This window comes from Arthrobacter sp. APC 3897, from assembly GCF_030407495.1.
Taxonomy (GTDB): Bacteria; Actinomycetota; Actinomycetes; order Actinomycetales; family Micrococcaceae; genus Arthrobacter_B.
This window is the reverse complement of sequence record NZ_JASDDG010000012.1, coordinates 1-25,928: the sequence shown is the minus strand read 5'-3', so window position 1 is coordinate 25,928 and position 25,928 is coordinate 1. Positions and strand designations below refer to the sequence as shown.

Annotated in this window: 21 protein-coding genes and 1 tRNA gene; 15 read left to right on the top strand and 7 right to left on the bottom strand. The window is 64.3% G+C overall.

Going from position 1 to position 25,928, the window contains the following annotated elements; genetic code table 11:
* From QMA10_RS07530 to fdhD, 7 genes are all read left to right on the top strand, one after another.
* Positions 1-353 (top strand): NlpC/P60 family protein (locus QMA10_RS07530; protein WP_290167217.1); only part of this gene is annotated, 353 nt, incomplete at its 5' end.
* A 32-nt stretch (positions 354-385) separates the two neighbouring features.
* A complete protein-coding gene (locus QMA10_RS07525; protein ID WP_290167216.1) occupies positions 386-1,246 on the top strand; it encodes an NlpC/P60 family protein in 861 nt (286 codons plus the stop codon).
* A gap of 219 nt (positions 1,247-1,465) precedes the next feature.
* The gene (locus tag QMA10_RS07520; protein ID WP_290167215.1) at positions 1,466-1,966 is read left to right on the top strand and encodes an HNH endonuclease; all 501 of its coding nucleotides are present in this window, start codon (positions 1,466-1,468) and stop codon (positions 1,964-1,966) included.
* Positions 1,966-2,670 (top strand): NTP transferase domain-containing protein, encoded by a 705-nt coding sequence (locus tag QMA10_RS07515; protein WP_290167214.1) that lies wholly within the window; start codon positions 1,966-1,968, stop codon positions 2,668-2,670. The genes QMA10_RS07520 and QMA10_RS07515 overlap by 1 nt, the downstream gene beginning before the upstream one ends.
* A gap of 33 nt (positions 2,671-2,703) precedes the next feature.
* Entirely contained in the window at positions 2,704-2,988 is a 285-nt protein-coding gene (locus QMA10_RS07510; RefSeq protein ID WP_290167213.1) for a DUF6457 domain-containing protein, read from the top strand.
* Positions 2,985-4,277: a molybdopterin molybdotransferase MoeA gene (locus QMA10_RS07505; protein ID WP_290167212.1), complete on the top strand. Its 1,293-nt coding sequence runs from the start codon at positions 2,985-2,987 to the stop codon at positions 4,275-4,277. Before QMA10_RS07510 ends, QMA10_RS07505 begins: the two co-directional genes overlap by 4 nt.
* A gap of 50 nt (positions 4,278-4,327) precedes the next feature.
* Positions 4,328-5,155, top strand: coding sequence for a formate dehydrogenase accessory sulfurtransferase FdhD (gene fdhD, locus QMA10_RS07500; RefSeq protein WP_290167211.1), 828 nt, complete (start codon positions 4,328-4,330; stop codon positions 5,153-5,155).
* Between the two features lie 9 nt (positions 5,156-5,164).
* Here fdhD and QMA10_RS07495 read toward each other — a convergent pair whose 3' ends face one another.
* A complete protein-coding gene (locus tag QMA10_RS07495; protein WP_290167210.1) occupies positions 5,165-6,838 on the bottom strand; it encodes an ATP-binding protein in 1,674 nt (557 codons plus the stop codon).
* Between the two features lie 168 nt (positions 6,839-7,006).
* Between QMA10_RS07495 and QMA10_RS07490 the strand changes: the two genes are divergently transcribed.
* On the top strand, positions 7,007-8,923 hold the full coding sequence (locus QMA10_RS07490; RefSeq protein WP_290167209.1) for an ABC transporter ATP-binding protein: 1,917 nt from the start codon (positions 7,007-7,009) through the stop codon (positions 8,921-8,923).
* A gap of 59 nt (positions 8,924-8,982) precedes the next feature.
* Here QMA10_RS07490 and QMA10_RS07485 read toward each other — a convergent pair.
* Together QMA10_RS07485 and QMA10_RS07480 are read right to left on the bottom strand one after the other, a co-directional pair.
* Positions 8,983-9,056 (bottom strand) — tRNA-Arg (locus tag QMA10_RS07485).
* Positions 9,057-9,123: 67 nt separating this feature from the next.
* Positions 9,124-9,633 (bottom strand): MarR family transcriptional regulator, encoded by a 510-nt coding sequence (locus tag QMA10_RS07480; RefSeq protein WP_290167208.1) that lies wholly within the window; start codon positions 9,631-9,633, stop codon positions 9,124-9,126.
* Positions 9,634-9,717: 84 nt separating this feature from the next.
* Between QMA10_RS07480 and QMA10_RS07475 the strand changes: the two genes are divergently transcribed.
* Complete coding sequence (locus tag QMA10_RS07475; protein WP_290167207.1) at positions 9,718-11,859, top strand: MMPL family transporter; 2,142 nt, start codon at positions 9,718-9,720, stop codon at positions 11,857-11,859.
* 103 nt (positions 11,860-11,962) lie between these two features.
* Here QMA10_RS07475 and QMA10_RS07470 read toward each other — a convergent pair whose 3' ends face one another.
* Positions 11,963-12,586: a hypothetical protein gene (locus tag QMA10_RS07470; protein WP_290167206.1), complete on the bottom strand. Its 624-nt coding sequence runs from the start codon at positions 12,584-12,586 to the stop codon at positions 11,963-11,965.
* Between the two features lie 126 nt (positions 12,587-12,712).
* Here QMA10_RS07470 and QMA10_RS07465 point away from each other — a divergent pair, with 126 nt between their 5' ends.
* From QMA10_RS07465 to QMA10_RS07440, 6 genes are all read left to right on the top strand, one after another.
* Positions 12,713-13,903 carry an acyltransferase gene (locus QMA10_RS07465; RefSeq protein ID WP_290167205.1) on the top strand — a complete coding sequence of 397 codons (1,191 nt, stop codon included), beginning with the start codon at positions 12,713-12,715 and terminating at the stop codon, positions 13,901-13,903.
* A 54-nt stretch (positions 13,904-13,957) separates the two neighbouring features.
* Positions 13,958-14,758: an inositol monophosphatase family protein gene (locus QMA10_RS07460; protein ID WP_290167204.1), complete on the top strand. Its 801-nt coding sequence runs from the start codon at positions 13,958-13,960 to the stop codon at positions 14,756-14,758.
* Between the two features lie 83 nt (positions 14,759-14,841).
* Complete coding sequence (pcrA, locus tag QMA10_RS07455; RefSeq protein ID WP_290167203.1) at positions 14,842-17,340, top strand: DNA helicase PcrA; 2,499 nt, start codon at positions 14,842-14,844, stop codon at positions 17,338-17,340.
* Positions 17,341-17,548: 208 nt separating this feature from the next.
* On the top strand, positions 17,549-18,718 hold the full coding sequence (gene sucC, locus QMA10_RS07450) for an ADP-forming succinate--CoA ligase subunit beta (RefSeq protein WP_290167202.1): 1,170 nt from the start codon (positions 17,549-17,551) through the stop codon (positions 18,716-18,718).
* Positions 18,719-18,756: 38 nt separating this feature from the next.
* Positions 18,757-19,659 carry a succinate--CoA ligase subunit alpha gene (gene sucD / locus QMA10_RS07445; protein ID WP_290167201.1) on the top strand — a complete coding sequence of 301 codons (903 nt, stop codon included), beginning with the start codon at positions 18,757-18,759 and terminating at the stop codon, positions 19,657-19,659.
* An 85-nt stretch (positions 19,660-19,744) separates the two neighbouring features.
* Positions 19,745-21,154 carry a sugar porter family MFS transporter gene (locus QMA10_RS07440; protein ID WP_290167200.1) on the top strand — a complete coding sequence of 470 codons (1,410 nt, stop codon included), beginning with the start codon at positions 19,745-19,747 and terminating at the stop codon, positions 21,152-21,154.
* Between the two features lie 18 nt (positions 21,155-21,172).
* Here the strand turns inward: QMA10_RS07440 and QMA10_RS07435 are convergent, their stop codons facing one another.
* The 3 genes from QMA10_RS07435 to QMA10_RS07425 form a co-directional block, all read right to left on the bottom strand.
* Positions 21,173-22,726: an alpha/beta fold hydrolase gene (locus tag QMA10_RS07435; protein ID WP_290167199.1), complete on the bottom strand. Its 1,554-nt coding sequence runs from the start codon at positions 22,724-22,726 to the stop codon at positions 21,173-21,175.
* 293 nt (positions 22,727-23,019) lie between these two features.
* Entirely contained in the window at positions 23,020-24,900 is a 1,881-nt protein-coding gene (locus tag QMA10_RS07430) for a BCCT family transporter (RefSeq protein WP_290167198.1), read from the bottom strand.
* Between the two features lie 323 nt (positions 24,901-25,223).
* Entirely contained in the window at positions 25,224-25,742 is a 519-nt protein-coding gene (locus tag QMA10_RS07425) for a hypothetical protein (protein ID WP_290167197.1), read from the bottom strand.
* Between the last annotated feature and the right edge of the window lie 186 nt (positions 25,743-25,928).

Genomic DNA, 25,928 nt, shown 5'->3' with positions numbered 1-25,928 from the left:
CCGCCGCTGCCCCGGCTCCCGCCCCCGCTCCTGCTCCGGCAGCAAGCGGTATTGGCGCGGCTCTGGTAGCTTCCGCTTACTCGCAGATCGGCGTTGCACAGGACTGCACCGCCATGGTGGAGAAGGCACTGCGTTCGGTTGGTAAGTCGGTTGGTGACCTGGCTCCCGGCCAGTTCTTCGCTTACGGCTCCGTAGTTGGCTCGCCCGAGCCCGGTGACCTTGTTATCACGGCAGGCCACGTAGCGATCTACGTGGGCAACGGTCAGGTAATCAGCGGCGGCTTCGACGGTATGAATACCGTTCTGCACCCGCTGTCCTACCTCGGCGGCGCAAGCTTCGTCCGCGTCAGCTAAGCCCAGTTGCAGATAACGGAGATTTCACTCGCATGACTTCTGCAATTGAGCGCGCCCGGCACCGGGCGCCCGTGGAGCGTGCCTCCACGCTGACAGCACTTGCCCAGGCAGTGTCCGCCAATGCCGGAACCGTGGGACGGCAGGCGGCCGTTGTTCTTGCCGCCTCCGGTCTGGTTCTGGGATCCGGAGTGGCAGCCAACGCAACAGGTTCCGATGTTGTCCGCGACGTTCAGACCAGCACGCTGGATCTGGCCGCTGCCGCGCAGCTGACGGTTCCCTCCACGGCTTCCGTGAATTTTGACCGCCCTGCCGTGGCCGGTGTCATCAAGGCTCCGGAAGCAGTGGAGCCTGAGGCTGCAGCACAGCCTGAAACCGCAGTGCAGTCTGAGGCTCCGCTCCAGATACCGGCCGAGTCCGAGGCAGTACAGTCCGAGGCGACCCAGCCCGCGGCAGAGCAGTCCCCGGCCGCAGCCCCGCTGCAGGACGCAGCTCCTGCCGGTTCCGTTGTGCAGCCTGCCGTTTCCGCCAGCCCGGCTCCGGTCACGGAGAGCGCCCCCGCGGCTTCCGGTACTGCTGCCATCATTGCAGCGGCTGCTTACGCCCAGCTGGGCGTTTCGCAGGACTGCACCATGCTCGCGACCAACTCACTGGCAGCTGCAGGGATCAATTTTCACGACTGGCCTGCCGGCTACCTGTCCCTGGGCAGCACCGTCAGCGCTTCTGAGGCTGTTCCCGGAGACCTGATCTACTACGCGGACGGCGGCATGGGCATGGCCCACATTGCTGTCTACGTGGGTAACGGCCAAGCCATCCACGGCGGCTTCAACGGTAACTCTACGGTTATCGCACCTGCCGAGCTGGGCTCGGGCGGCGTGTACATCAGGGTTCGCTAGACGCGCCTTACTAGCTTTGCGCACACTCCGGTCCGCCGGAAGCTGTCAAGGGTTCTTCCTCCGGGAGGGACCCTTGACGCGTTTAAACCCGTCGGCGGGGCCCCGAAAATGGCGAAGACCTGCATGGGGGCATACCCTGTGCATAGATCATCAGAAGTCCCTTCATCCGCAGACGGGTGTGGCCCCGCCGACGGACCGCAGGCGAAGAGGAAAACGTGTATGCGCACTCTCGTTCTGAATGCCGGGTATGAGCCGTTGGCTGTAGTGAGCTTCCGGCGGGCGCTGGTGCTTGTGCTGGCCAAGAAAGCCAGTGTCGTGGCAGAGGACGGAGAACCTGTGGTGGGACCCACGGAAATCCTTCCCCGCCCCTCAGTGATCCTGTTGCACCGTTATGTGAAAGTTCCGTATCGGGAGGGCACGGTTGCCACCCGGCGCGGCGTCCTGCGCCGGGACGGTCACCTGTGCGCCTACTGCGGCAAGACTGCATCCACGGTGGACCATGTCCTTCCCCGGGCCAGGGGAGGGACGGACAGCTGGGAAAACCTGGTGGCATGCTGCCTGCGGTGCAACAACGCAAAGGGGGACAGCACCCTGAGCCAGCTGGGATGGCAGTTGAGGTTCCGGCCGCAGCCGCCGCGGGGGGCGCGCTGGCAAATTCGCGAGCTGGAGCGGCCGGCACCGCAATGGAATCAGTTCCTTGACGCCGGTACTGCCGCCTGATGAAGCCCGCTACCGGGAGCTCCGGGCATATTGCCGGCCACAACGCCATTATCCTTGCCGGCGGGCGGTCCTCCCGCCTCGGCGGAACACCGAAGGCTCTGCTGGAGTCTTCCGGGCGCACGCTTCTGGCAGTGGCGCTGGACGCTGCATCCGGGGCACGCAACTGTGCCGTGGCGGGGCCGCCTGAGCTGTCTGCTGCTGTGGAGGCATCGGGAGTTCCGGCACAACTGATCCGTGAGGACCCGCCGTTTTCCGGGCCGGCTGCTGCCGTAGCCGCGGCTTGGACCGCGTTGGCCTCCCGGGACGAGAGCACCGGCACGCCCCCGCCCGAATGGACCCTGGTCCTGGCCTGCGATATGCCGTTTGTCTCCCAGGCAGTGAAGGCGCTGCTCCTTGAGGCCGGACGTTCGGCGGACAGCGGTCCCCAGCGCCAATCGCTGCTCTGCGTTGATGAATCCGGACGGGCCCAGCCGTTGGCCGCACTGTATCGAACGGCCGCACTGGGCGCCGCTGTCAGCTTCTTCGACAGGCCAGGCGGACTGGAAAACCTTTCAATGAAGCGCCTCCTTGCTAGGGTGCAATGGAGGAACGTTGCGGTGCCGCCCCACAGCACAGCGGATATAGACACGTGGGAGGACGCGGGCCGCTGGTCGGTGAAACCCGGAACCACCGGGGACCCGGATGCGCCCGCGCCGTTGAACTAGAGCGTGCAGATATGCGCCGAAGAAGGAGCAGGAATGGCAAGCCAGGAAGAGGAACTCGAAGCGTGGTGCGGCAGGCTGCTCACCGCCTTGGAGCTTGAGGGAACCACAGTGGATGTTGGCGCGGTGTTGCAGCTCGCCTCCGTTGCGGCGCACACGGTAGTCCGCCCGGCCGCTCCGTTGACCACTTTCATTGCGGGATTCGCGGCAGGCCTGGCGGCCGGAAGCGGCCAGGCCGACGACGACGCCGCCATGGGCGCAGCAATGCGCGTGGCCGCCCGGGAATGCAAAAACTACGGTGAAACCGGAGAATCTGAATGACCGCTGACAACTCGACGCCCGTCATACTTCCGCTGCAGCCGAACGCAGCGTGGGAACACGCCCGAAGCTCCGCATACTCTGCAGGACGGCCGCTTCCCTATGAAACCGTCCCCCTGGCCGAAGCCCTGGGACAAATCCTTGCGCTGGATGCCACGGCCCTGCAGCCGGTTCCCCACTATGCGTCCTCCGCGATGGACGGCTGGGCCGTCTCCGGCCCGGCGCCCTGGCAGCTGGTGACCCGGGAAGAACCCCGGACGGAGCGCTGGCAGATCCACAAGGAATCAGGGCGCCGGCCGCTGCAGCCCGGTCAGGCCGTGGCCATCCTCACCGGCGGGTTGATTCCTGACGGTGCCAGCAGTGTGCTCCGTTCCGAAAGCGGCGTTGTCTCCGGCGATGACATGCTGACCCTCAGCCCGGCCGCACGGGGGAACGAACCGGGCGTCGGCGAGCACATCCGGCCGGCCGGAGAAGAAGCGGCGGCGGGTGAAGTGACCATTCCTCGGGGCACGGTGCTCAACCCGGCACACATCGCGCTTGCGGCTGTGTGCGGGCATGACACCCTGCCGGTGCTGCGTCCTCCCCGCGTGTCCCTCCTGCTGACCGGCGATGAGGTTATTGAGTACGGCCTTCCGGAAGCCGGGCAGGTCCGGGACACTTTCGGCCCCCAGCTGCCCCAGCTGGTGACCATGCTGGGCGGACGCATGGATGTGGTGCGGCGTCTCTCGGACCGTTATGAAGACGTCGTTGCCGCATTGAGCTCCGAGGCTACGGACGAGATGTCCATCGCGATGTCTTCCGGAGACGTGCTGATCACCACCGGCGGTACCGGCCGGTCGGAGGCCGATCACCTGCGGCAGGCGCTGGAGGATATGCAGGCGGAGATGCTGATTGACGGGATCGCCATGCGCCCCGGACATCCGACCATGCTGGCGCGCCTTCCCGACGGACGTTTGCTGGTGGCCCTTCCCGGAAACCCGCTGGCTGCCATGATGGCTGTCTTCACCGTCCTCCAGCCGCTTCTGGACGGACTCCGCGGCGCCCCGCTCGCTCCGCCGCGCCACGTACTGGCCGGTGTGGATATTGAGGCGCTGCCGGGACGCACGCGGCTCATTCCCTGCCGGATCGAGAATGGCAGGGCTGTGCCGTCGCCGTATTTCCGGTCGGGAATGCTTCGGGGCATTGCGGACGCTGATGCAGTAATGGTGGTTCCCGAGGCAGGGTGCACCACTGACGAGGCCGTGACCGCGCTGCCGCTGCCATGGACGGTCGAGCAGCCGCCGGCACGGTAGGGCTGGTTATGGAACCAGCTGTAAATAGAGGGTGTGTCTAAGGAGACGGTGTGGGACGGGTTACCAGGCGCGGACAGATTACGAAGTTCCGGATTGATGGAACGGTCACCAAGCGCGAGGATGTACTGGCCGGCGAGGAACCGCTGGAGATCAGGGTGGGCGGCCGTTCGTTCACGGTGACCATGAGGACGCCGGGTGACGATTTTGACCTCGTGGCCGGGTTCCTGGTCTCGGAAGGCATTATCTGGGAACCGGGCCAGCTGGTGAGCCTGCGCTACTGCGCCGGTGTGGACGACTCCGGGCAGCAGACCTTCAACGTCGTGGATGTGCAGTTGCGGCCCGGCACCGCCCTTCCGGACACCTCGATGGAGCGCCATGTCTACACCTCCAGTTCGTGCGGCATCTGCGGTACCGCCTCCATTGAAGCGGTGCGCAAGTCGTCCCACTTTTCGGTGGGCGACGACGACGTACGGGTGCCGCTGCTGACCCTGGCGGGGCTGCCGGAACAGCTCCGCCAGGAACAGAAGGTCTTTGACCGCACCGGCGGCGTACATGCGGCCGGATTGTTTACCGCCGAGGGTGAGCTGCTGTGCCTGCGCGAAGATGTTGGGCGTCACAATGCCGTCGACAAGGTGGTGGGATGGGCGCTTCGTGCCGGGATGCTGCCACTGCGCGGCACGGTGCTGCAGGTCTCCGGACGCGCGTCCTTTGAGCTGGTGCAGAAGGCGCAGCTGGCCGGGATTCCGGTGCTGGCAGCGGTAAGTGCGCCGTCGTCACTGTCGGTGGAGCTGGCCCGGGATGCGGGGATGACACTGGTCGGTTTCAGCAGGGGAACGTCCTTGAACTGCTATTCGTCTCCGGAACGAATCCTGGCCTGACAAGACCGGTCAGCTGGCGGGGATCCGGACCGTGACTGTCGTGCCGCGGCCCAGGGTGGAATCGATGTCCAGTTCCCCGCCGTGCTGGAGCACAATGTCCTGCACGATAGCCAGGCCAAGTCCGGTACCGGGAATCGCCGCCGAGGTGGCGTTTGAAGCCCGGAAGAAGCGCCGAAACAGCTTGGGCAGGTCCGCTTCAGGGATGCCGATGCCGCTGTCCACGATTTGAACCCGGATCTGCGGTCCGGAATCCGCGGCAATCATTGTGCTGAGCACTTCGACTGTTCCGCCGGGGCGGGTGAACTTCACGGCATTGGACAACAGGTTGGTGAAGACCTGTTCCAACTGGGCTTTGTCCCCCTGCACCAGGTGCGCAGCCGGCAGCAGCCTGAGCTGCAGCGTAATGCCGCTGGCCGCGGCTGCGGGCGCGAGGGAAGCAGCTACGCTATCCAGCAGCTCTGCGAGGTCCAGGTCCTCCACTGCCGGATCGGGGCGGGCGTCAGCGCGCGAAATGGTCAGCAGATCCGAAATGAGCTGATCGAGCCTGGCGGCATTACGTCCGACGATTTCCAGCATCTGCCTGGTCGCCGGCGGAAGATCCTCTTCTGAGCCCTCCAGAATGAGCTCAAGGTAGCCGGTTATGGAGGTCAGCGGGGTACGCAGCTCGTGGTTCACCGTGGCAACGAAGTCAGTCTTGGCCCGATCGAGTTCCCGCAGCCGGGCCAGTACCGCGCGCTGGGCCGTGATGACGTGCCCCTGCACCAGTCCGTGCGCCAGGTTTCCGCATATGTGCTGGATGAGGGACAGCTCAGTCCGGCTCCACTTTCTTGGCCCGGTGGTCCCGGCAATCCACACATAGCCAAGCACCTGGTCCCCGTGGGCCAGCGGAGCAAAGACCGATGTCCGCACGGCGGCAGGAACGCCGGACGGGAAGGCGGCAAGGTCAGGATCATCGGGGAAGAGATGGTCCTCCACCCGAAGGACGGCGTCGCGGTCCCACAGCGATGAACTGAGGCTGAGCGTTTCAGCCGGGGCGAGGGACGGAAGGCAGGCTGTTTCCTCCGTCCGGCTCCATGATGCGTCCACCTCGGGAACACGCTCATCCGGGAACGTTTCTATCCTGACGTGGCAGGCCCCAAATGCCTCGCCCAGGCCTTGAACGGCAAGGGCAGCCATCTGCCGGGGATCGTTGGTTCCGCGCAGCGCGCCGGACACTGCCCGGGCTTTGTCCCGGAGGCGGGCCGCGGCGACTTTTCGGCGGCGGGTGGCCCGGGTGCCCGCCAAAATAAGGGCCACACGGTTGGCCAGATCCTTGGTTTGGACGTTGCCGGCCACAAAGTGGGTGATGCTCAGCTGGACCATTGTTTCAATGTCCAGCTCATTCCCGCCGGACAGCAGGATGACCGGCAATGCTGCCACGAGGGGTTCCTGCCGCAGCCGGCGGAGGTGCTCCGTTCCTGCGGCGGCCAGCATGTCGGCATCAATAATTGCCAGCACCACATCGCGTTCCAGGATGGCACTGACGGCATCATGCTCAGACTTCGCATGCACCGGAACAAGGCCCGCGGCAATCAGGACGGCCTCTGCCGTTGCCCCGAGTCCAGCGTTGCGGACCGCCACCACTGCACACTGCTCGCCGGCATCATCGGAAGTTTCCGGCAGTGGTAGAAGAGCCGTGGGCATGGATGCCTTTCGTTTGTGCAGAGCTCCCGGCGAGGACCCCGGCGAAAGGAATCCTACCAGCGCACACCCGTATTGCTGTGTGCATCGTCACTGCGGGATTTTCTCCCCGGCTTTCCGTGTCAGTGCCGAGGCTTAAGCTGGAGAAGGCCAACAACATAAGGACAGATCATGAGCATGGAAAGCGCGGCCTGGAGCTCTCTTCATAAAATCTCCACCGCCAAGGGCAGCAGCAGCAAAATCTCCAAAGCGACCCTTAAACGGATAGTGGCATTCGCTTCTCCCTACAAGAAACAGCTGATCGGTTTCATTCTGCTGTCCACGCTCGGTGCGTTTCTGGCGGTTGCCACCCCGGTGCTGGCAGGTGAAGTTGTCAATGCCATCGTTGCCCGTTCCGCGACCGGGGTAGTGATCCAGCTGGCGGTGCTCATCGGAGCGGTGGCCGTGGCCGACGCAGCGGTGTCCCTGGCGACCAGATGGTTCTCGTCCCGAATCGGTGAGCAGGTCATCCTTGACCTCAGGACCGCTGTTTTTGACCATGTGCAGAAAATGCCGATCGCCTTCTTTACCCGCACCCGGACGGGTGCCCTGGTCAGCAGGCTGAATAATGACGTCATCGGTGCCCAGCAGGCTTTCAGCGGCACCCTTTCCGGTGTCGTGAGCAACGTCGTGGCGCTGGTCCTGACATTGATTGTCATGCTGAACACGTCGTGGCAGGTGACCATCCTGGCGATGCTGCTGCTTCCGGTGTTCCTGATTCCGGCGCGCCGCATGGGCGGAAAGCTTGCCGCGCTGCGGCGTGAGGCTGCGAACCACAACGCGTCCATGGGAACCCAGATGACTGAACGGTTCTCTGCACCCGGCGCCACGCTGGTGAAGCTGTTCGGCCGGCCGGAGCAGGAATCCACGGAGTTCTCGGTACGCGCCGCCCGGGTGCGGGACATTGGCGTGAAAATGGCCATGATGCAGGCGGTCTTCGTCACTGCTCTGACCCTGGTCTCCGCGCTGGCCCTGGCCCTGGTCTACGGGCTGGGCGGTTACTTTGCGCTGACCGGCCGGCTGGACACGGGCGATGTGGTGACGCTTGCACTGCTCCTGACCCGGCTCTATGCACCGCTCACGTCGCTGGCCAATGCAAGGGTGGAAATCATGAGCGCCGTGGTCAGCTTCGAGCGTGTTTTCGAGATCCTGGACCTCAAGCCGCTGATCCGCGAAAAGGAGAACCCTGTTCCGGTGCCCGAAGGTCCGCTGGGCGTGGAGTTCGACGACGTCCGGTTCGCCTATCCTACGGCCGACAAAGTATCGCTGGCGTCGCTGGAAGATGTTGCGGTGCTGGATTCCCGCGGCGGCGAAGAGGTGCTGCACGGGATTTCCTTCCGCGTGGAGCCCGGCCAGACCGTGGCCCTGGTGGGAACTTCCGGAGCCGGGAAATCCACCATTGCCCAGTTGCTCTCAAGACTGTACGACGTCGACTCCGGAGCCGTGCGTTTCTCCGGCACTGATGTGCGGGACGTCAGTTTTGCCTCCATCAGGCAGGCGCTGGGGATGGTGACCCAGGACGGGCACCTGTTCCATGAAAGCATCCGCTCCAACCTGCTGCTCGCCAATCCCGAGGCCACCGAGGACCAGGTCTGGGATGCGTTGCGGCGGGCCCGCCTCGAAGACCTCATCCGGTCCCTTCCTGATGGCCTGGACACCATGGTGGGGGAGCGCGGTTACCGGCTTTCGGGCGGGGAACGCCAGCGGATGACCATCGCCAGGCTGCTGCTGGCCCAACCCCGCATCGTCATCCTTGACGAGGCAACCGCTGCTTTGGACTCCACCTCGGAAGCGGCAGTCCAGGCGGCTCTGGGGGAGGCGCTGGAAGGCCGCACCGCCGTCGTCATCGCGCACCGGCTCTCAACCATCCGCAACGCGGACAAGATCCTGGTGATTGAGGACGGACGCATCGCTGAGCAGGGAACCCATGCCGAGCTGCTGGAGCTGGGCGGGCGCTACGCGGAACTGCACGGGACACAGTTTGCGGTGGAGACCGTGCATACCGTGGACGCCGGCGCGTCAGCCGGGGAGCAGCCGCCGGCGTCGTGAGGGCAGGGAACGAGGCATAAAAAAACTGCCCGGGAATGAGAATTCCCGGGCAGAATAAGTGCCCCCGGCCGGAATCGAACCGACGACCTGCCCTTTAGGAGAGGGCCGCTCTATCCTACTGAGCTACGAGGGCGTGCCGCCGGACAGGCCGGCAGGCGGTTATCAGCTTACCTGTTTCTGCACCCGGGGTGCTGCACGCGTTACGGTGCGTCTTGTTCCGGCGCGGCCCCGGCGGACGGCGGCAGCGGTTGCTGCAACGTTGACTGGTGGGCCGAATATGCCGCGCGCATGTCCTCCATGAACCGGTGAACGGTGGCCAGCTCCTCGGTGGTGTAACCGTTCATGACCTCGTCGGTGAGGACTCCGAGCGGACCGAAATAGGCTCCTGCGAGCTGCATTGCGAGGGGCTCGTAGTGCAGCGTCACCTTTCGCCGGTCAGCGTGCTCGCGGTTGCGGCGAATGTGGCCGATGCGCTCCAACCTGTCGATCACGGCCGTTGTTGCACCGCTGGAGGTCCCAAGCTTCGTGCTGAGCCGCCCGGCGGTCAGGGCTTCGTCGCGGATTTCAGCTTCCATGATCAGGGTCAGCGCCCTCATGTCAGTGTTGTTGAGTCCGTGACGGTGCGCAAAGATATCCGCCACCCGCTGCCCGTCCAGGCTCATACCGCGGATGGCGTTGATGATGCTTCGCCGCAGGTCCTTGTCTTCCACCTCACCATAGTAACTCGCGATTGAAGTATCTCTAGAATTGAGATACTTTTTGCAGGAGATACTTTTAGCGCACCAGGAGCGAGCATGTACGCAGGGATAGTGAAATCGGCCAAAGCGGCTTGGATCACGCTGCTGCTGAGCCTTGCGGTCGTCATCGGCCTCTTTGCTTTGCCGGCGCAGGAAAACGAGGCGTCCACAGTTGGCGGCCTCAGTGACAAATACCAGACCACGCAGGTCAATGAGCTGCTTGAACAGTTCCCCGATGCTCAGCAGTCCAGTGCTCTGATCGTCGTGTCCCGTGAGGACGGCGGGGAACTGACCGAGGCTGATCAGGCAGCGATTGCAGACATCAATGCAGCCGCAGCAGAGCTGGGGGCCGTTGGCCCTCCGCCGCAGGTGCCGCCGATCGTCTCCGAAAACAAGCTCGTTGGCCTTGTTCCCGTCACCCTCGAAGCCGCTGCCGACGACGGCGATGCCGTTGCGGCTGAGGTTGAAAGCCTCCGCGGGAGCATCTCGGATGCCGCACCGGAAGGCATCAAGGCTGAACTGACCGGCGGGGCGGCGTTCACCGCGGACCTGGCCGGCGTGTTCTCCGGTGCCAACTTTGTCCTGCTCACCGTGACCGCCGGAGTAGTTGCACTGCTGCTGCTCATCACCTACCGGTCTCCGTGGCTCTGGCTGGTGCCGCTGGCTGTGGTGGCCACCATTGAACAGGCCGCGCTGAAGGTTGTGGACCTTCTGGCACCGGTGGTGGGGATTGACGTTGATCCGTCTGCGGTGGGTATTACCAGCGTCCTGGTTTTCGGTGCTGCCACCAACTATGCCCTGCTGCTGATCGCCCGGTACCGCGAAGAGCTGCGCCTACATGAGTCCAAGTACGAGGCGATGGGCAAGGCGCTCACCCGTACGCGGGAAGCCATTATTGCCTCCGGCGGCACCGTTATCCTTGCCCTGCTGGTGCTGCTCTTCACCGACACGCTGAGCTACCGCGGGCTGGGCTTCTCCGCCGCAACCGGCATTGTGCTGGCCATCCTCAGCGCCCTGTTCATCCTGCCCGCAGCACTTGTACTGCTCGGCCGGAAGCTGTTCTGGCCGTTCGTTCCCAAGGTGGGAGACACCGGGCGCGAAGGCAAATTCTGGGGCAAGCTCGGTGAGGCCACGGCCCGTGCGCCCAAGCGCATCGCCGGAACCGCCGTCGTCGTACTCCTGGCCGCCGGAGCCCTGCTCTTCAACGTCCAGATTGGCCTCAGCGAAAACGAGCAGTTCACTGAAAAGCCGCAGGCCGTTACCGCCGCCGAGACCCTTGCCGAAGGGTTCCCTGCCGGTTCCACCTCGCCCGTCACCGTCCTGGTGAACTCCGACTCCGCCGAGGCTGCAGCCGAGGAGCTGGCAGCCGTTGAAGGCGTGTCCAGCGCGGATGTGGTCTCCGAAAACAACGGCGTGACCCGCATTGACGTCGTCGACCAGTACGAGCCCGGCACCGCCGAAGCCAATGCCTTCGTTGAGGACCTGCGCAACGACCTGGCCGAAACTCCGGAATATGACGCTCTGGTGGGCGGCGAAGCTGCCGAGCGGGTAGACCAGCTCGAAGCGAACCAGCACGACCTGACCCTTGTGGTCACCTCCGTGATCATCCTGGTGTTCCTGGTGCTGGTGATCCTGCTGCGCAGCCTGGTAGCTCCCGTGCTGCTGGTCGCCTCGGTGCTCCTGACCTTCGTGGCGAGCACCGGCATCAGCTGGGTCCTGTTCGTGAACGTGCTGGGCTTCCCGGCCCTGGATACGCTCACGCTGCTGTACTCGTTCATCTTCCTGGTGGCTCTGGGCGTGGACTACAACATCTTCCTGACCACCAGGGCCCGCGAGAACGCCATGACCATGGGCACCAAGCAGGGCATGCTCAGCGCCCTGCGCTCCACCGGCGGCGTGATCACCAGTGCCGGTATCCTGCTGGCTGCCGTGTTCGCCGTCCTGGGCGTGCTGCCGCTGGTCACTCTGACCCAGGTGGGTATCACCGTGGCCATCGGTGTCCTGCTGGACACCCTGGTGGTGCGAACCGTCATTGTTCCCGCTCTGACGTTCATCCTCGGCGAGAAGTTCTGGTGGCCCTCCAAGCCGGCGGCAAAGGCCGGCACGGGAGGCCGGCACGAGGCCCCTTCCTCGGGGGACGATTCACATATGGAATCGCTGCCTGCACCTGCCGGTGCGCACCGCGCAGGCACCCGCTGACAGCGACAGATATGTAAAAGCGACACATGTATAAAGCAGGAGGGCCTGCCCGGACTATCCGGGCAGGCCCTCCTGCTTTCGCCTGGAGTCTAAGCTGCGCGGTTTAGGATTCCCGCACGGGAGCCGCAGGGCGGCGCCTGCCGAAGACGGCAATCAGCGAAGCCAGCAGGCTCAGGGCAAACAGCACCCAGCGTGCAATCGTCAGGGAGCTGGCCAGTGTGGCATCGGCGCTGGTCAGGGTGTCCGTACCAAGAGCGGCATCAATGGCGACGTTTTCCCACAGGTCCACAATGACAAAAAGGATGGGGGCAGCCCAGAGAATCCAGCGTTTGACCCGTCCACGGGCATTAAGCCCGATGATCAGCAGCCAGGTGAAGCCGAAGATCAGGGGGAAGATGGTTCCGGCCGTTTTATGGACATAGCTGAGCTGGCCGAGGGCATCGGCGTCCATGACCGAGCGCAGGTCCGCCAGGTACTGCATGCTGTAGCCGCCCACCAGCGAGTCGGGCATGGCCATGCCGCCCGAGAGCTGCGTCATTTGATCCAGCACCAGCAGGTGCAGGTAGAAGAACATGAATAAGGTGGTGGCAACGGCCGCCACCAGGATCAGGTTGGCGTTGGATTTCGGCTGCTGCCCGGAGGACGGAGTGGTCATCTTCGCTGTGTGCGGCGGGGCGACTGCATTGTCGCCGTGCTTGGCGGCCCGCTGTGCCGGAGTTTTTCCCATGTTTAACAGTATGGCCGCAGTGCGCACCAGCTGCCGCTGAAAATACTTCTTGGCCCCGGGCCTGTCTGCGTCGCGAAATTGTAACGGTCAGATAACATTGGCAGGTTGTCAACGCCCCTGGAGGCCATGTTGGGAAATTACCGGGCTGCCGACAGCCTTTGGATCGGCAAGCCGTTTGATGCACGCAACAACAGCCTGAACCTGATTCGCTTGATCTTCGCCGTTGCTGTTCTCGTGCACCATGCCTGGCCGCTGTCGGGCACGGAGAACTCCCCGGCCTTTGCGGGGGATACGCTGGGCGGCTGGGCCGTTGCGGGGTTCTTCGTCATCAGCGGATACCTCATCACGCACAGCCGTTTCACGCACAGTCTGGGCGATTACCTGGTGCACCGCATCGCGCGCATCGTCCCGGCGTTCATCGTCTCCCTGATCGTGGTGGCGGCGTTCTTCGCCCCCATCGGCTATGCAAAGGCCAACGGCACCCTCGACGGCTTCTTCGGTGCCGGAACCACACCGTTCAACTATGTGTTCACGAATCTGGGACTGCGCATGAACGCGTATGACGTCGCCGGAACACCTGCCGGAGTTCCGTATGCCGGGGCATGGAACGGCTCATTGTGGAGCATCTACTTTGAGTTCTGCTGCTACATCATCGTGGCCTTCATTGGCCTGTTTGCCCTGGTGCGCAAGTCTCCGTGGCCCATCACCGTGCTGTTCCTCCTGAGCGTGGCAGCCAATGTCCTGATGCCGCGAATTGCCCCCTATGCGCAGAGCAATTACGACTTCGTGATGCTGGTGCATTTGCTGCCGTTCTTCCTCGGCGGCGCCCTCGTCTACGTCTGGAAGCACCGGATTGGCATCCACTGGCTGCCGGCCGTTCTTTCACTCGCCGCCGCTGCAGTCCTCACGGGTCTGTTCCCGACCTGGGGCGGCGGTGCCTCCGGAGCGTTCATCGCCTACGGGCTTCTGTGGATTTCGCTGTGGCTTCCTTCACCGCGGCTGATCAAGAAAAACGATATCTCCTACGGGATCTACATCTATGCCTTCCCGATTCAGCAGCTGCTGGCACTTTACGGATTGCACGAGCTGGGGCTCCCCGCCTACATCATCATTGCGGGAGTCCTCACGTTCCTGCCTGCCATCTGTTCATGGATCTGGCTGGAGCGGCCCATTATGCGCACTGTACGCAAGGCCGGAAAAGCCTCCGCGCCATCCGTCTCTCTTTCTGCCCCGCCAACCGAACCCGTTCCGCCGGCGCAGCCCGTATCCGCTGCGGGACGCTTCGCCGAACCGGCCGCAGTGCGAGCGGAAAGCTGACAGCCCGCCCGCCTGATCCTTTGGTTCGGTGACGGTGCCGGATAGGCTGGCCGAATGAGTGTTCACGCGACGAACGAAGATTTCTCACTGGCAGCTTCCCTGGTGCGCGACGCCGGAGCGCTGGCCCTGCGGATGCGCTCGGAGGGCCTCACCGCCACTGCCAAAACCACTGTGTCAGACGTCGTCACCGCGGCGGACCATGCAGCGGAAAAGCTGGTGGTGGAGCGGATCCGCGAACTCCGTCCGCACGACGGCATAGTAGGCGAGGAAGGTGCCAGCGTGACGGGCACCTCCGGCAGATCCTGGGTGATCGACCCCGTGGACGGAACCTACAACTTCTTTGCCGGATCCACGTACTGGTGTTCTGCGATCGCCCTGAAAGCGGATGAGCCCCAAACGATGGACGGGGATCCCGACGTCCTGCTGGGCGCCATCTTCCAGCCGCAGGAGGATCGTCTGTGGCTCGGCGGCGAGGGACACCCGGCCACCCTCAACGGCGATCCGCTTCCGCCGTTGCAAGACGCACCGCTGGACCGGCTCAGCGCCGGAACCTACCTGCATCCCACATGGCTGCTCCGCCCCGAAGTGGCCGGTCCCTGGGCCGCTGCGGCTTCCCGGGCCGCCACCATCCGCATGCTCGGATCGGGTTCCTGCGACCTCGGCGGAGTAGCGTCAGGCCGGCTGGGATCATGGTTCCAGCACAGCTGCCCGGAATGGGACTGGCTGCCGGGCAAGGCCATTGTGAGTGCAGCCGGCGGACGCACAACCGTGGTTGAGGTGAACGGATTCCGGTGGCACATCGCGGGTACGGCGTCGGCGGTCCGCGAAATCGAAGGCGCACTCATCCGGGCCTGACCCGGCGCTGCGCCGGTGCGGTTTAGCGGGGCACGAGGCCGCCGCCGGAATGGTCGGCGCCAGCGCCTAGACTTAAGAACACCATGGACTATCTTTTTGATCCGTACTTTTCAGCCGCCAAGACCGACGCCGGCAAGCCGGGTTCCGCTGCCGCCGATGCCGCCGCGGACGCTTCCGCGCAGAACGGGCCCGACGGCGGCGAACGCCCGCACACGCCGTCGCGCGTGGATGAAAAGCGCGCAGCGGACCTTTTGCAGGGCCTGAATCCGCAACAGGAAGAAGCCGTCAAGCACGCGGGTTCGCCGCTGCTGATTGTGGCCGGAGCCGGATCCGGTAAAACGCGCGTGCTGAGCCACCGGATCGCGTATCTGATGGCCACGGGGCGGTCCAACCCGGGCCAGATCCTGGCAATCACCTTCACCAACAAGGCTGCTGCCGAAATGCGGGAGCGCATCGAAACGCTTGTGGGCGGCGTGGCCAAGACCATGTGGATCTCCACGTTCCACTCCTCCTGCGTGCGCATCCTGCGCCGCGAGGCAAAAACCGTGGGCATGAACTCGAATTTCTCGATCTATGACTCAGCGGACTCGCTGCGCCTGATCACCCTGGTGGCGAAGGGCCTGGACCTGGACCCTAAGCGCTTCACCCCCAAGATGATCATGCACAAAATCTCGGCCCTGAAGAATGAGCTGATCGACGACGAGTCCTTTGCCGCGTCGGCGAATTACTCCGATCCCTTCGAACAGGCTGTCGCCGACGTCTACAAGGGCTACACGGAGCGCATGCGTTCGGCCAACGCCATGGACTTCGACGATCTCATTGCGCAGACGGTCTTCATGTTCCGTGCCTTCCCGGGCGTGGCCGAGTATTACCGCCGGCGGTTCCGCCACATCCTCGTGGACGAGTACCAGGACACCAACCATGCCCAGTACGCCTTGGTGCGGGAACTGGTGGGCGTGCCCGGCGAACACAACACCGTGGACATCCCGCCGGCCGAGCTCACCGTGGTGGGCGACTCCGACCAGTCCATTTATGCCTTCCGCGGCGCGGATGTCCGCAACATCGTCGACTTCGAGAAGGACTACCCCACAGCACGCACCATCCTGCTGGAACAGAACTACCGCTCCACGCAGACCATTCTGAACGCGGCCAACGCCGTCATTTCCCGCAATCCGAACCGGCCGGAAAAACGCCTGTGGACGGCCGAAGGCAACGGGGAAAAGATTATTGGCTACGTCGGCGAGAACGAACACGAAGAAGCCCGGTTCATTGCCGAGGAAATTGACCGGCTCCAGGATGAAGAGGGGCTGCGGCCGGGGGACGTGGCGGTGTTCTACCGGACCAACGCCCAGTCCCGTTCCCTCGAAGACGTCCTGGTTCGGGTGGGGCTGCCCTACAAGGTGGTGGGCGGCACCCGCTTCTACGAGCGCAAGGAAATCAAGGACGCGCTGGCCTACCTGCGGGTGCTGGTGAACTCCGACGACGTCGTCAACCTGCGCCGGATCCTCAACGAGCCCAAGCGCGGCATCGGCGACCGGGCCGAATACTCGGTGGCAGCGCTGGCCGAACGGGAGCGGATCTCCTTCATGGCCGCCCTCCGCCGCGCCGGGGAAGCTCCCGGGCTGGCCACCCGGTCCCTCAACGCCGTCAACGGGTTCGTGAAGCTCATCGATGACCTCTCCGAGGTGGCGTCCGGATCCGGTGCCGCAGCAGCATTGGAAGCGGTGCTGGAACAAACCGGTTATCTTGCGCAGCTGCGGTCCTCCGCTGATCCTCAGGATGAATCACGGGTGGAGAACCTGGCTGAACTGGTGGCTGTGGTCCGTGAATATGAAAAGGACAATCCGGAAGGGTCTCTGGGGGAATTCCTGGAACAGGTCTCGCTCGTGGCGGACGCCGACTCCATCCCCGATGCGCCCGAGGGTTCGGCCGAGGAAGTGGCAGCCGCCGTCGAGGAATCCCGCCGCCAGGGCGTCGTGACCCTCATGACGCTGCATACGGCCAAGGGGCTTGAGTTCCCGGTGGTCTTCCTCACCGGCATGGAACAGGGACTCTTCCCGCACCAGCGTTCCGCCACCGACCCCGCTGAACTCGCGGAAGAACGGCGGCTGGCCTACGTGGGACTGACCCGCGCCCGGAAACGCCTCTACATTACGCGTTCGGAAGTGCGCAGCATGTGGGGCCAAAGCCAGTACAACCCCGCCAGCCAGTTTGTCGGGGAGATCCCCGGGGAGCTGATCGAGTGGAAGCGCGAAGGAATGGAGCGGCCGGCCTGGGGCGGGAGCTCCGGAACCGGGTCCAGCAGGTACGGCGGTTCACACTGGGGTGCAGGCGCCGCCTCAGGCTCGGGCACCGGCGGTATTATTTCCGCCGCCCCCGTCGCCAAGGCCATCGGGCGGGTGCAGCCGCAGAAGGAAGTCATTTCCGTGGCGCCGGGGGACAAAGTGAACCACACGTCCTTTGGGCACGGCACGGTGCTCGCCGTGGAAGGTTCCGGCGACAAAACCGTCGCGAAGGTGAAGTTTGACGTCGGAGAAAAGCGCCTGCTGCTGCGGTATGCCCCGCTGACAAAGGAGTCGTAACCCAAAAAGTAATCTACGCCTCATACTCCACGGCAACGGATTTCTACAAACCATAGAAGTGTGCGCTTAATCACTAAAGCGCTAGTCTATGGACGGCATTGAGTGCCGAGCGACTAAAGTTCCAGAGAGGCAGACCGGCTTCATGCATCTGCTTCCGCGATCATTTGATCGAATGTAAACCTACTTCGACGTAGAAGGACACTAGCCCGTGGACCTGTTTGAATATCAGGCGCGCGATCTGTTTGAGGCGCACGGTGTACCCGTGCTTGCCGGAATCGTGGCGCACACTCCTGAAGAAGCCAAAGCTGCAGCCGAGAAGATTGGCGGCGTAGTTGTCGTCAAAGCACAGGTCAAGGTCGGTGGCCGAGGCAAGGCCGGCGGCGTCAAGGTCGCCAAGACCGCTGACGAGGCGTTCTCCTATGCCTCCGACATCCTCGGAATGGACATCAAGGGCCATACCGTCAACACCGTGATGATCGCACAGGGTGCTGACATTGCCGAGGAGTTCTACTTCTCCGTTCTTCTGGACCGTGCCAACCGCAACTACCTGGCCATGTGCTCGGTGGAGGGCGGCATGGAAATCGAGGTCCTCGCCGTAGAACGTCCGGACGCCCTTGCCCGCGTTGCTGTTGACCCCGCCGTCGGCATCGACCAGGCCAAGGCCGAAGAAATCGTTGACGCCGCAGGTTTCGCCCCTGAACTGCGCGAAGGCGTCATCAGCGCGATCCTGAAGCTCTGGGACGTCTTTGTTAAGGAAGACGCCACCCTGGTGGAGGTCAACCCGCTGGTCCGCACCGGTGCCGGTGACATCATTGCCCTCGACGGCAAGGTTTCCCTGGACGAAAACGCAGAGTTCCGCCAGCCCGGCCACGCCGCACTGGAAGACAAGGACGCTGCTGATCCGCTCGAGGCCAAGGCCAAGGCCAACGACCTCAACTACGTCAAGCTCGACGGCCAGGTGGGCATCATCGGCAACGGCGCCGGTCTGGTTATGTCCACGCTCGACGTCGTCGCCTACGCCGGCGAAAAGCACGGCAACGTCAAGCCCGCCAACTTCCTGGACATCGGCGGCGGAGCTTCCGCATCCGTCATGGCTGCCGGCCTGGACGTCATCCTCAATGACGAGCAGGTCAAGTCCGTGTTCGTGAACGTCTTCGGCGGCATCACCGCCTGTGACGCCGTCGCCAACGGCATCGTCAAGGCCCTGGAAATCCTGGGCGACGAGGCCAACAAGCCGCTGGTCGTCCGTCTGGACGGCAACAACGTCGAAGAAGGCCGCCGCATCCTCGCCGAGGCCAACCACCCGCTGGTCACCCTGGCCACCACCATGGACGAAGGCGCCGACAAGGCCGCCGAGCTCGCTTACGCCGCTCGCTGATCCAGAGCCTGTCGAACCTTTAGAAAGAGAATCCCCTTATGTCTATCTTTTTGAACAAGGACTCCAAGGTCATCGTTCAGGGCATCACCGGCGGCGAAGGAACCAAACACACCGCCCTGATGCTCAAGGCCGGAACCCAGGTTGTCGGCGGCGTTAACGCCCGCAAGGCCGGTACCACGGTCACCCACGGCGACGTGGAACTGCCCGTCTTCGGCACCGTCACCGAGGCCATGGACAAGACCAACGCAGACGTCTCCATCGTCTTCGTGCCGCCGGCCTTCACCAAGGACGCCGTCATGGAAGCGATCGACGCCGGCATCGGCCTTGTCGTTGTCATCACCGAAGGTGTTCCCGTCCAGGATTCCGCCGAGTTCTGGGCCCACGCCCAGTCCAAGGTGGATGCAGACGGCAAGCAGATCACCCGCATCATCGGCCCGAACTGCCCCGGCATCATCACCCCCGGCGAAGCACTGGTGGGCATCACGCCCAACAACATCACCTCCAAGGGCCCGATCGGCTTGGTCTCCAAGTCCGGCACCCTGACCTACCAGATGATGTACGAGCTGCGGGACCTTGGCTTCTCCACCGCCATCGGCATCGGCGGTGACCCCGTCATCGGCACCACGCACATCGATGCCCTGGCCGCCTTCGAGGCTGACCCCGAGACCAAGGCCATCGTGATGATCGGTGAAATCGGCGGCGACGCCGAAGAGCGCGCTGCCGAGTACATCAAGGCCAATGTCACCAAGCCCGTCGTGGGCTACGTGGCCGGCTTCACCGCTCCCGAAGGCAAGACCATGGGCCATGCCGGCGCCATTGTCTCCGGCTCGGCAGGAACCGCCCAGGCCAAGAAGGAAGCTCTTGAAGCTGCCGGCGTGAAGGTCGGCAAGACGCCGTCCGAGACCGCCACTCTGCTGCGCGAAGTCTACGCAGCGCTCTAACACGCACGCATCAGCCCCCGTCTGCCGGAGTACTTTCCGGCGGGCGGGGGTTTTTGTGCGCTTGGCTAAATCCAGAAAGAACGTGATGTCCGCAACTCTTACCCCCGCAGCCTCCGCCCCGCAGGGCCGAAGCCGCCACCGCGGCGTGCTGGGGCGTGCCTCTTGGATTGCCACCCTTGGCGGCTTCCTGTTCGGTTATGACACCGGTGTCATCAACGGGGCACTGCCCTTCATGACGGAGGACCTGGGCCTGACGCCGTTCACCGAAGGCCTGGTCACTTCCAGCCTGCTGTTCGGAGCAGCCTTCGGAGCCCTGGCCGCCGGCCGGCTCGCTGACCGGTTTGGCCGCCGGCGGCTGCTCATGGTGCTGGCCGTGGTCTTCCTCGCCGGTGCCCTCGGAACGGCCGTGGCCCCCACGGTGGGCCTCATGGTGGCGGCGCGCGTGGTGCTGGGCCTCGCTGTGGGCGGCGCATCCGCCGTCGTCCCCATGTTCCTGTCCGAAATTGCTCCCGCTGACCGGCGCGGGCAAATGGTGACGCGGGACCAGCTCATGATCGTTACCGGGCAACTGGCAGCCTTCACCGTTAATGCGGGTATCGGCAACGCATGGGGCGGGGAGACCCACGTCTGGCGGTGGATGCTGGCCGTAGCCTCGCTGCCGGCAATCGCCCTGTGGATCGGCATGAAATTCGTGCCGGAAAGTCCCCGCTGGCTCGCCGCGCAGGGACGATATCCACAGATGATGGCGGTGCTGCAGAAAATCCGCAGCACCGAAGAAGCGCAAACCGAGTACGACGGCGTCCGTGCGCTGGCGGGCGGCGAAGACACCCGCAGCGGTTCCTTCAAGGACTTCGCCGAACCCTGGCTGTTCCGGGTGCTGCTGATCGGCATGGGCATGTCCGTGGTCCAGCAGATTACCGGCGTCAACGCGATCGTGTACTACGGCACACAGATCCTCGCCGACGCCGGATTCGGCACCGAAGCCGCGCTCACCGCCAATATCGCCAACGGCATCGTCTCGGTGGCCGCAGCAATCCTGGGCATCTGGCTGCTGGGCAGGGTGGGGCGCCGCCCCATGCTGATCACCGGCCTCATCGGCACCTCCACCACTTTGCTGCTCATCGGCGTTGCCTCCCTGACGATGCCCGAGGGAACAGCGCGGGGCTTCGTGGTGCTGTCGCTGACCGTACTGTTCCTGGCCTTCCAGCAGGGTTCCATCTCTCCGGTGACCTGGCTGATGATCGCCGAAATCTTTCCGCTGCGGGTCCGCGGGCTGGGCATGGGCATGTCCGTGTTTGTGCAGTGGATGGCGAACTTCGCCGTTGGCCTCTCCTTTCCGCTGCTGATGGCAGGACTCGGCCTCTCCACCACGTTCTTCATCTTCGTGGCACTGGGCGTCTGCGCCATCCTGTTCGTCAGGCGTTTTATGCCGGAGACCCGCGGCCGGAGCCTGGAACAGGTGGAGGCACAGCTTCGCGCCGCCGGGACCAACTAGCCGGTGCCGGCGAGAGATCTACGGAACCACAGGGTATGCCGTAACCGTCGGCACCGTGACGGAGGCTGTGAAGCTGGTCAGCGCCGTCGCCTTCGGCAGTGCGTAGACGGACGTTGCGGGTGTCACCTGAAGCACCAGCCGGCTGGCCGGGGTCGCCAGGTAGGAAACCGCTTCCAGCGGAACGGTCACCGTGCGTTCCCTGCCGTCCAACACCAGCGGAACCGGCGTGACCTGGTTGCCCAGCACCAGGGACGCCCGGGCCTTATCGATGATCTGCGCGTAAACGTGGGTACTGCCCTGGGGTGCGTAGCCGCGGTACGTCAGGGTTAGCTGCGGAGCCCCGAAGACCGACGTCGTCGCCGTTGGCGCGCTGATCGGCACGTTGACGGCCGACGGCGCTACGGCCGCCGCAACCACCGCGCCGCTGAGGGCAGCCGGGGTCAGCAGCAGCGTTCCCTTGCCGGATCCGGCCAGGGACCCCGTGGCTGCGGGATACCCCGGAGCCGCGCGGGTTACCCCGAACTGGTCAATGAACTCGAACGGCGCTCCCGTATCCACCGGCGCATCCTGCAGATACTTGTCGAACCAGTTCAGCACGGCAGGTGTGATGCGGTCCGGTCCTGCCGCGGAATTGCACAGACCATGGCCGCCGCAGAACTGCAGCATTTTGGCGGGAGTGCCGGTGCTGGTGATCAGCTCATAGTTGCGGGTGGCCTCGGAGAGCGTAAAGAGGGTATCCGCGGTGCCCTGGATAATCAGGGTGGGTGCCGTGATGGACGTGAACATTTCATCCGGGGTAAGCGAGGAGAAGTACGCCGCTGATTCGGCGCTGAGCCGGTTCGGATAGGTCAGGCCCTCCCGGCAGGCTTTGCGCACCGGCGCGGACAGCGCGCCCTGGTTTCCGACGAGCGAGCCGAGCTGGCCCAGTGCGGTGCCTTCGGCGCAGAGCAGGGCACCCCACCCGGTCTTGAACGACCCCGCCTTGTACAGGCTGGTGGTCAGGTTGTTCCAGGCAATGGTGGGGGCGATGGCGTCTACCCGCGGGTCCCGGGAGGCCAGGACAAACTGGATACCCCCGCCGTAGGAGGCACCTGCCATGCCGAGCACGGGATCTCCCGGGGCATCCAGGCGGGCTTCAGGCTGGGCGGCGATGTAATCCACGATGGCCTGGGCGTCCCGGCCCTCATACTGCGGGTTGTTAATGTACGCCTCACCGCCGCTGAGGCCAAAGCCGCGCGGATCCCAGGTCACCACGTTGTATCCGGCATCGCGCAGGGGAGCGATGCCGATGGAACCGATGAGGGTGTTCGTGGGAGTGACGGGCAGGCGTCCGCCGGGAAGTCCGAATCCCGGGCCAACCATGACGGTGGGTGCCTGCCGGCCGGTGGCAAGGCCGGCGGCTGGAAAGAAGTTGGTGTGGATGGGAGTGCCGTCGAAACTGGTGACGACGACGTCGGTGCGGACGGCCGGCGAGCCCGTCTGGACGGGTGCCGCCCAGGCCGCGGGAGCCGCGGCCAGGGATGACCCCAGCAGGCCTGCTGCGGCCGCCAAAATGCCAAGATGCTTTCTCATAGGGACCTCATTGTCTCTGTGCGTGCTGATCTCACTGCATGACGTGGAGCGAGTTACTAGTGGGTAACTTGTCGGAGAGTATGCAGGAGAGGGAGATGCCGCAACGAGGATCCTCTAATTCGGGGAAATACTGGTTCCAGCTGCCGGACAGGCTTCAGCCCGGGTACTTTCGTCAAGTAGTGTACGCAGGGTCTCGGGTGCCGGGACGGCAAAGGCCCGCGCAGCATCCTTGAGAATGCTGCGCGGGCCTTTGACGTTTGGGGCGGCCGGCTGCGCGGGCCTGCCGTTACCGGCTAGCTGCGCGGGCGCAGCTGTCCGCCGTCGTACGCTGAGGTTTCACCCTGCGCCGGGCGCGGGGGAACGGAGACGGATGCAGCGGGGTCCGGCGTGGTGGTTTCGTGTTCATGTGTGGCCAGATCGAACGTCGATCCGCCATGCTCATCAACACCGGAGGCGATGGCCCGTTCCACCACTGACTTGGCGAGCCGGCGCCGCAGGGCCATCGGGTCCCGGGCCAGGTCCTTGACCAGGGCGACCGTCATCAGCAGCATCACGATCGCGAACGGAAGGGCCGCCACAATGGTGATCCGCTGCAGGGCAGCCAGCGCGCTGGAAGGATCCGCGTCGTCTCCGGCCAGCAGCATCACTGCAGCCACCGCGCCGGTGAGGACACCCCAGAAGATGACGACGCCGCGGGCGGGCGTCTCAGACCCGTTGGAGCTAAGGGACGCCATCACGATGGAAGCGGAGTCCGCGCCGGTGACGAAGAAAATCGCCACGAGGACCATGGCCAGGATCCCGACGGCCGCGGCAACCAGGTTGGGCATGGGCATCAGGGCAAACAGCTCGAAGAGGGCTGCGTCCGAGCCGGCCGCCGCCGTCAGGGCGTCTGCCTCACCGGGCGCGGCGGTTTGGGACGTGCCGATGGCGGCGCCGCCGAAGATTGAGAACCACAGGGTGGTAACTACGAAGGGCACCAGCAGGACGCCGGAGACAAACTGGCGGATGGTCCGGCCACGGCTGATGCGGGCAATGAACATGCCAACAAACGGCGTCCAGGACAGCCACCACGCCCAGTAGAAGATGGTCCAGCCGGAGAGCCATTCGCGCATGGATTCATCACCGACGGCCTCGGTGCGGGACGCCATCTCGGCCATGTTGCCGGCGTAGTCGGCAATGGCGGAAGGGATCACGTTGAGGATGAAGAGCGTGGGGCCGGCGATGAAGACGATGACGGCCAGCAGCATGGCAAGGCCCATGTTGATGTTGGAGAGCCACTGGATGCCCTTGGAAATTCCGGACATGGCCGATCCCACAAAGCAGGCGGTCAGGACTGCCACGATGCCCACCAGGATGGGTGTGCCCACCGTGCTGATCCAACCTGTGGATTCCAGGCCGCTGCCGATCTGCAGCGCTCCCAGTCCAAGCGAAGCTGCCGTGCCGAAGAGGGTGGCGAAAATGGCAAAAACATTCAGGAGCTTGCCCAGTGGTCCGTCAACACGTGCTCGGCCGAAGAGGGAAGTGAAAGTCGAGGAAATGAGCTGCTTGCGTCCAAGCCGGTAGCTGCCGTACGCCATGGCGATACCAACAATTGCGTACATGGCCCAGGGATGCAGGCCCCAGTGGAACATGGAGGTGGCCATGGCGGTGCGCAGGGCTTCCGGAGTCTGTCCGTCCACGGTGCCGGGAGGAGGCGAAACGTAGTGGAACAGCGGTTCTGCAACGCCGTAGAACATCAGGCCGATGCCCATGCCCGCAGCGAACATCATGGAGATCCAGGACAGCGTCTTGAACTCCGGTTCCTCGTCATCCTTGCCCAGCGGAATATTGCCGAAGCGGCCCAGGGCAAGCCACAGGACATAAACGACGAAGAAGGATGCAAGCAGGACAAACAGCCAGCCGGTGTTCGCCATGACCCAGTCCAGGGCGGTCTGGGACGACGACGCCAGGGAGTCGCCCCCGATGAAGCCCCACAGAATGAAGGCGATGGCCAGCGCTCCGGTGATTCCGAAGAGCACCTTGTCCAGTTTGGCCGGGACGCCGGCGCGGCGGGCGGCTTCATGGGCCCGCTCCGTCTTTACGAGCTGCTGGAGCAGCTTCTGGTCCGGGTCAGCTTCTGCAATCAGGGCGTCGTCCCCCGGGATTGCGGGCGGAGTTTCAGTCGTGTTAGCCATAGGCCTTCCTTGAATTAACGGAAGAATGCCCAAATGTCGTCAGAAAAAATTCGGGCCGCTTGAGAGGGGGCGGCTGGTCCCCGGAGTTGCGCAGCATGTCTCTGCAGGCATGGATTTAACCGGGTGATGAAAGCGACGCTGCCCCTCTTATGCGTTTCTTCCGCACCTGATACGTAATGATGCGTAGTCTTTCTTAGACTTTCCCGGTTGTACATTCAAGTCAAATTTGCAGAGGGATGGTGGTGCTCCGGGAGTGCCCGCAACCGCGCCTTCACGCGGATCCGGGCTGTGGCGGGGTGGGCGAACACACACCTGCCGTCCGGCTAGAGTCCCCGCCGCTCCGGGGCGTCCGCGCTGCGTTCCAAGTCTGCCAGAGCACGCATGCAGTCATCTTCAGCGGTGCTCAACTCCAGTGCCAACTGGTCCGCCTTGTCCTGGAGGAGGATCCGGCGGAGCGCCGCCTGGGAGTCAACGGCAGGTACAGCAGCGCCCGTAACCGTGCCGTTGCACTCGTTGTCCAGAAGAGCGGCCTCGGCCTGGAACTCCAGACGTTTCCGGCGGATTGCGTCCACCGCCGCGGCGAAATCTCTCAGGGCCGACACTGCCTGGGTAGCGGCTCGGAGCACTGCCTCCCCTGCCTCACGGGGGCCGTCCATGGCTCCGTGCACCTGAAATTGTTCCGGGGCCGCATAGGTGCCAGCCAAGAGTGACCACTTGGCGTGTACCTGCTGAAGGGAGCCGCTGATACTGAAACCATGATGCAGAATCCGGGCGCCGCCCGATTCAAGCTCCGAGGTGTCCGGCAAGCCGTCCGTTCCGCTGAAGTCTATGAAGGTGCTCATGTCAGTCCCCAGTTCAGGCTGCCGGAGCCGGCTCCGGCCGCCGCAGGAAGGTGGACGCGGGTTAGGACCTGGTGACTGGTCAGGGCGGTCGTCCGGGACATGGTCTGCTGGGTAGTTAACATCCTCCCCACGGGCAGGTCTGTGTGGGGCAGCGCAGAATCCGGTGGCGGGACAGTTGCCGGCGGC

Coding starts and splice junctions, on each gene's coding strand:
- QMA10_RS07525 (WP_290167216.1), top strand. CDS start 386: ATGACTTCTGCAATTGAGCGCGCCCGGCACCGGGCGCCCGTGGAGCGT.
- QMA10_RS07520 (WP_290167215.1), top strand. CDS start 1,466: ATGCGCACTCTCGTTCTGAATGCCGGGTATGAGCCGTTGGCTGTAGTG.
- QMA10_RS07515 (WP_290167214.1), top strand. CDS start 1,966: ATGAAGCCCGCTACCGGGAGCTCCGGGCATATTGCCGGCCACAACGCC.
- QMA10_RS07510 (WP_290167213.1), top strand. CDS start 2,704: ATGGCAAGCCAGGAAGAGGAACTCGAAGCGTGGTGCGGCAGGCTGCTC.
- QMA10_RS07505 (WP_290167212.1), top strand. CDS start 2,985: ATGACCGCTGACAACTCGACGCCCGTCATACTTCCGCTGCAGCCGAAC.
- QMA10_RS07495 (WP_290167210.1), bottom strand. CDS start 6,838: ATGCCCACGGCTCTTCTACCACTGCCGGAAACTTCCGATGATGCCGGC.
- QMA10_RS07490 (WP_290167209.1), top strand. CDS start 7,007: ATGAGCATGGAAAGCGCGGCCTGGAGCTCTCTTCATAAAATCTCCACC.
- QMA10_RS07475 (WP_290167207.1), top strand. CDS start 9,718: ATGTACGCAGGGATAGTGAAATCGGCCAAAGCGGCTTGGATCACGCTG.
- QMA10_RS07470 (WP_290167206.1), bottom strand. CDS start 12,586: ATGGGAAAAACTCCGGCACAGCGGGCCGCCAAGCACGGCGACAATGCA.
- QMA10_RS07465 (WP_290167205.1), top strand. CDS start 12,713: ATGTTGGGAAATTACCGGGCTGCCGACAGCCTTTGGATCGGCAAGCCG.
- QMA10_RS07460 (WP_290167204.1), top strand. CDS start 13,958: ATGAGTGTTCACGCGACGAACGAAGATTTCTCACTGGCAGCTTCCCTG.
- pcrA (WP_290167203.1), top strand. CDS start 14,842: ATGGACTATCTTTTTGATCCGTACTTTTCAGCCGCCAAGACCGACGCC.
- sucD (WP_290167201.1), top strand. CDS start 18,757: ATGTCTATCTTTTTGAACAAGGACTCCAAGGTCATCGTTCAGGGCATC.
- QMA10_RS07440 (WP_290167200.1), top strand. CDS start 19,745: ATGTCCGCAACTCTTACCCCCGCAGCCTCCGCCCCGCAGGGCCGAAGC.
- QMA10_RS07435 (WP_290167199.1), bottom strand. CDS start 22,726: ATGAGAAAGCATCTTGGCATTTTGGCGGCCGCAGCAGGCCTGCTGGGG.
- QMA10_RS07430 (WP_290167198.1), bottom strand. CDS start 24,900: ATGGCTAACACGACTGAAACTCCGCCCGCAATCCCGGGGGACGACGCC.
- QMA10_RS07425 (WP_290167197.1), bottom strand. CDS start 25,742: ATGAGCACCTTCATAGACTTCAGCGGAACGGACGGCTTGCCGGACACC.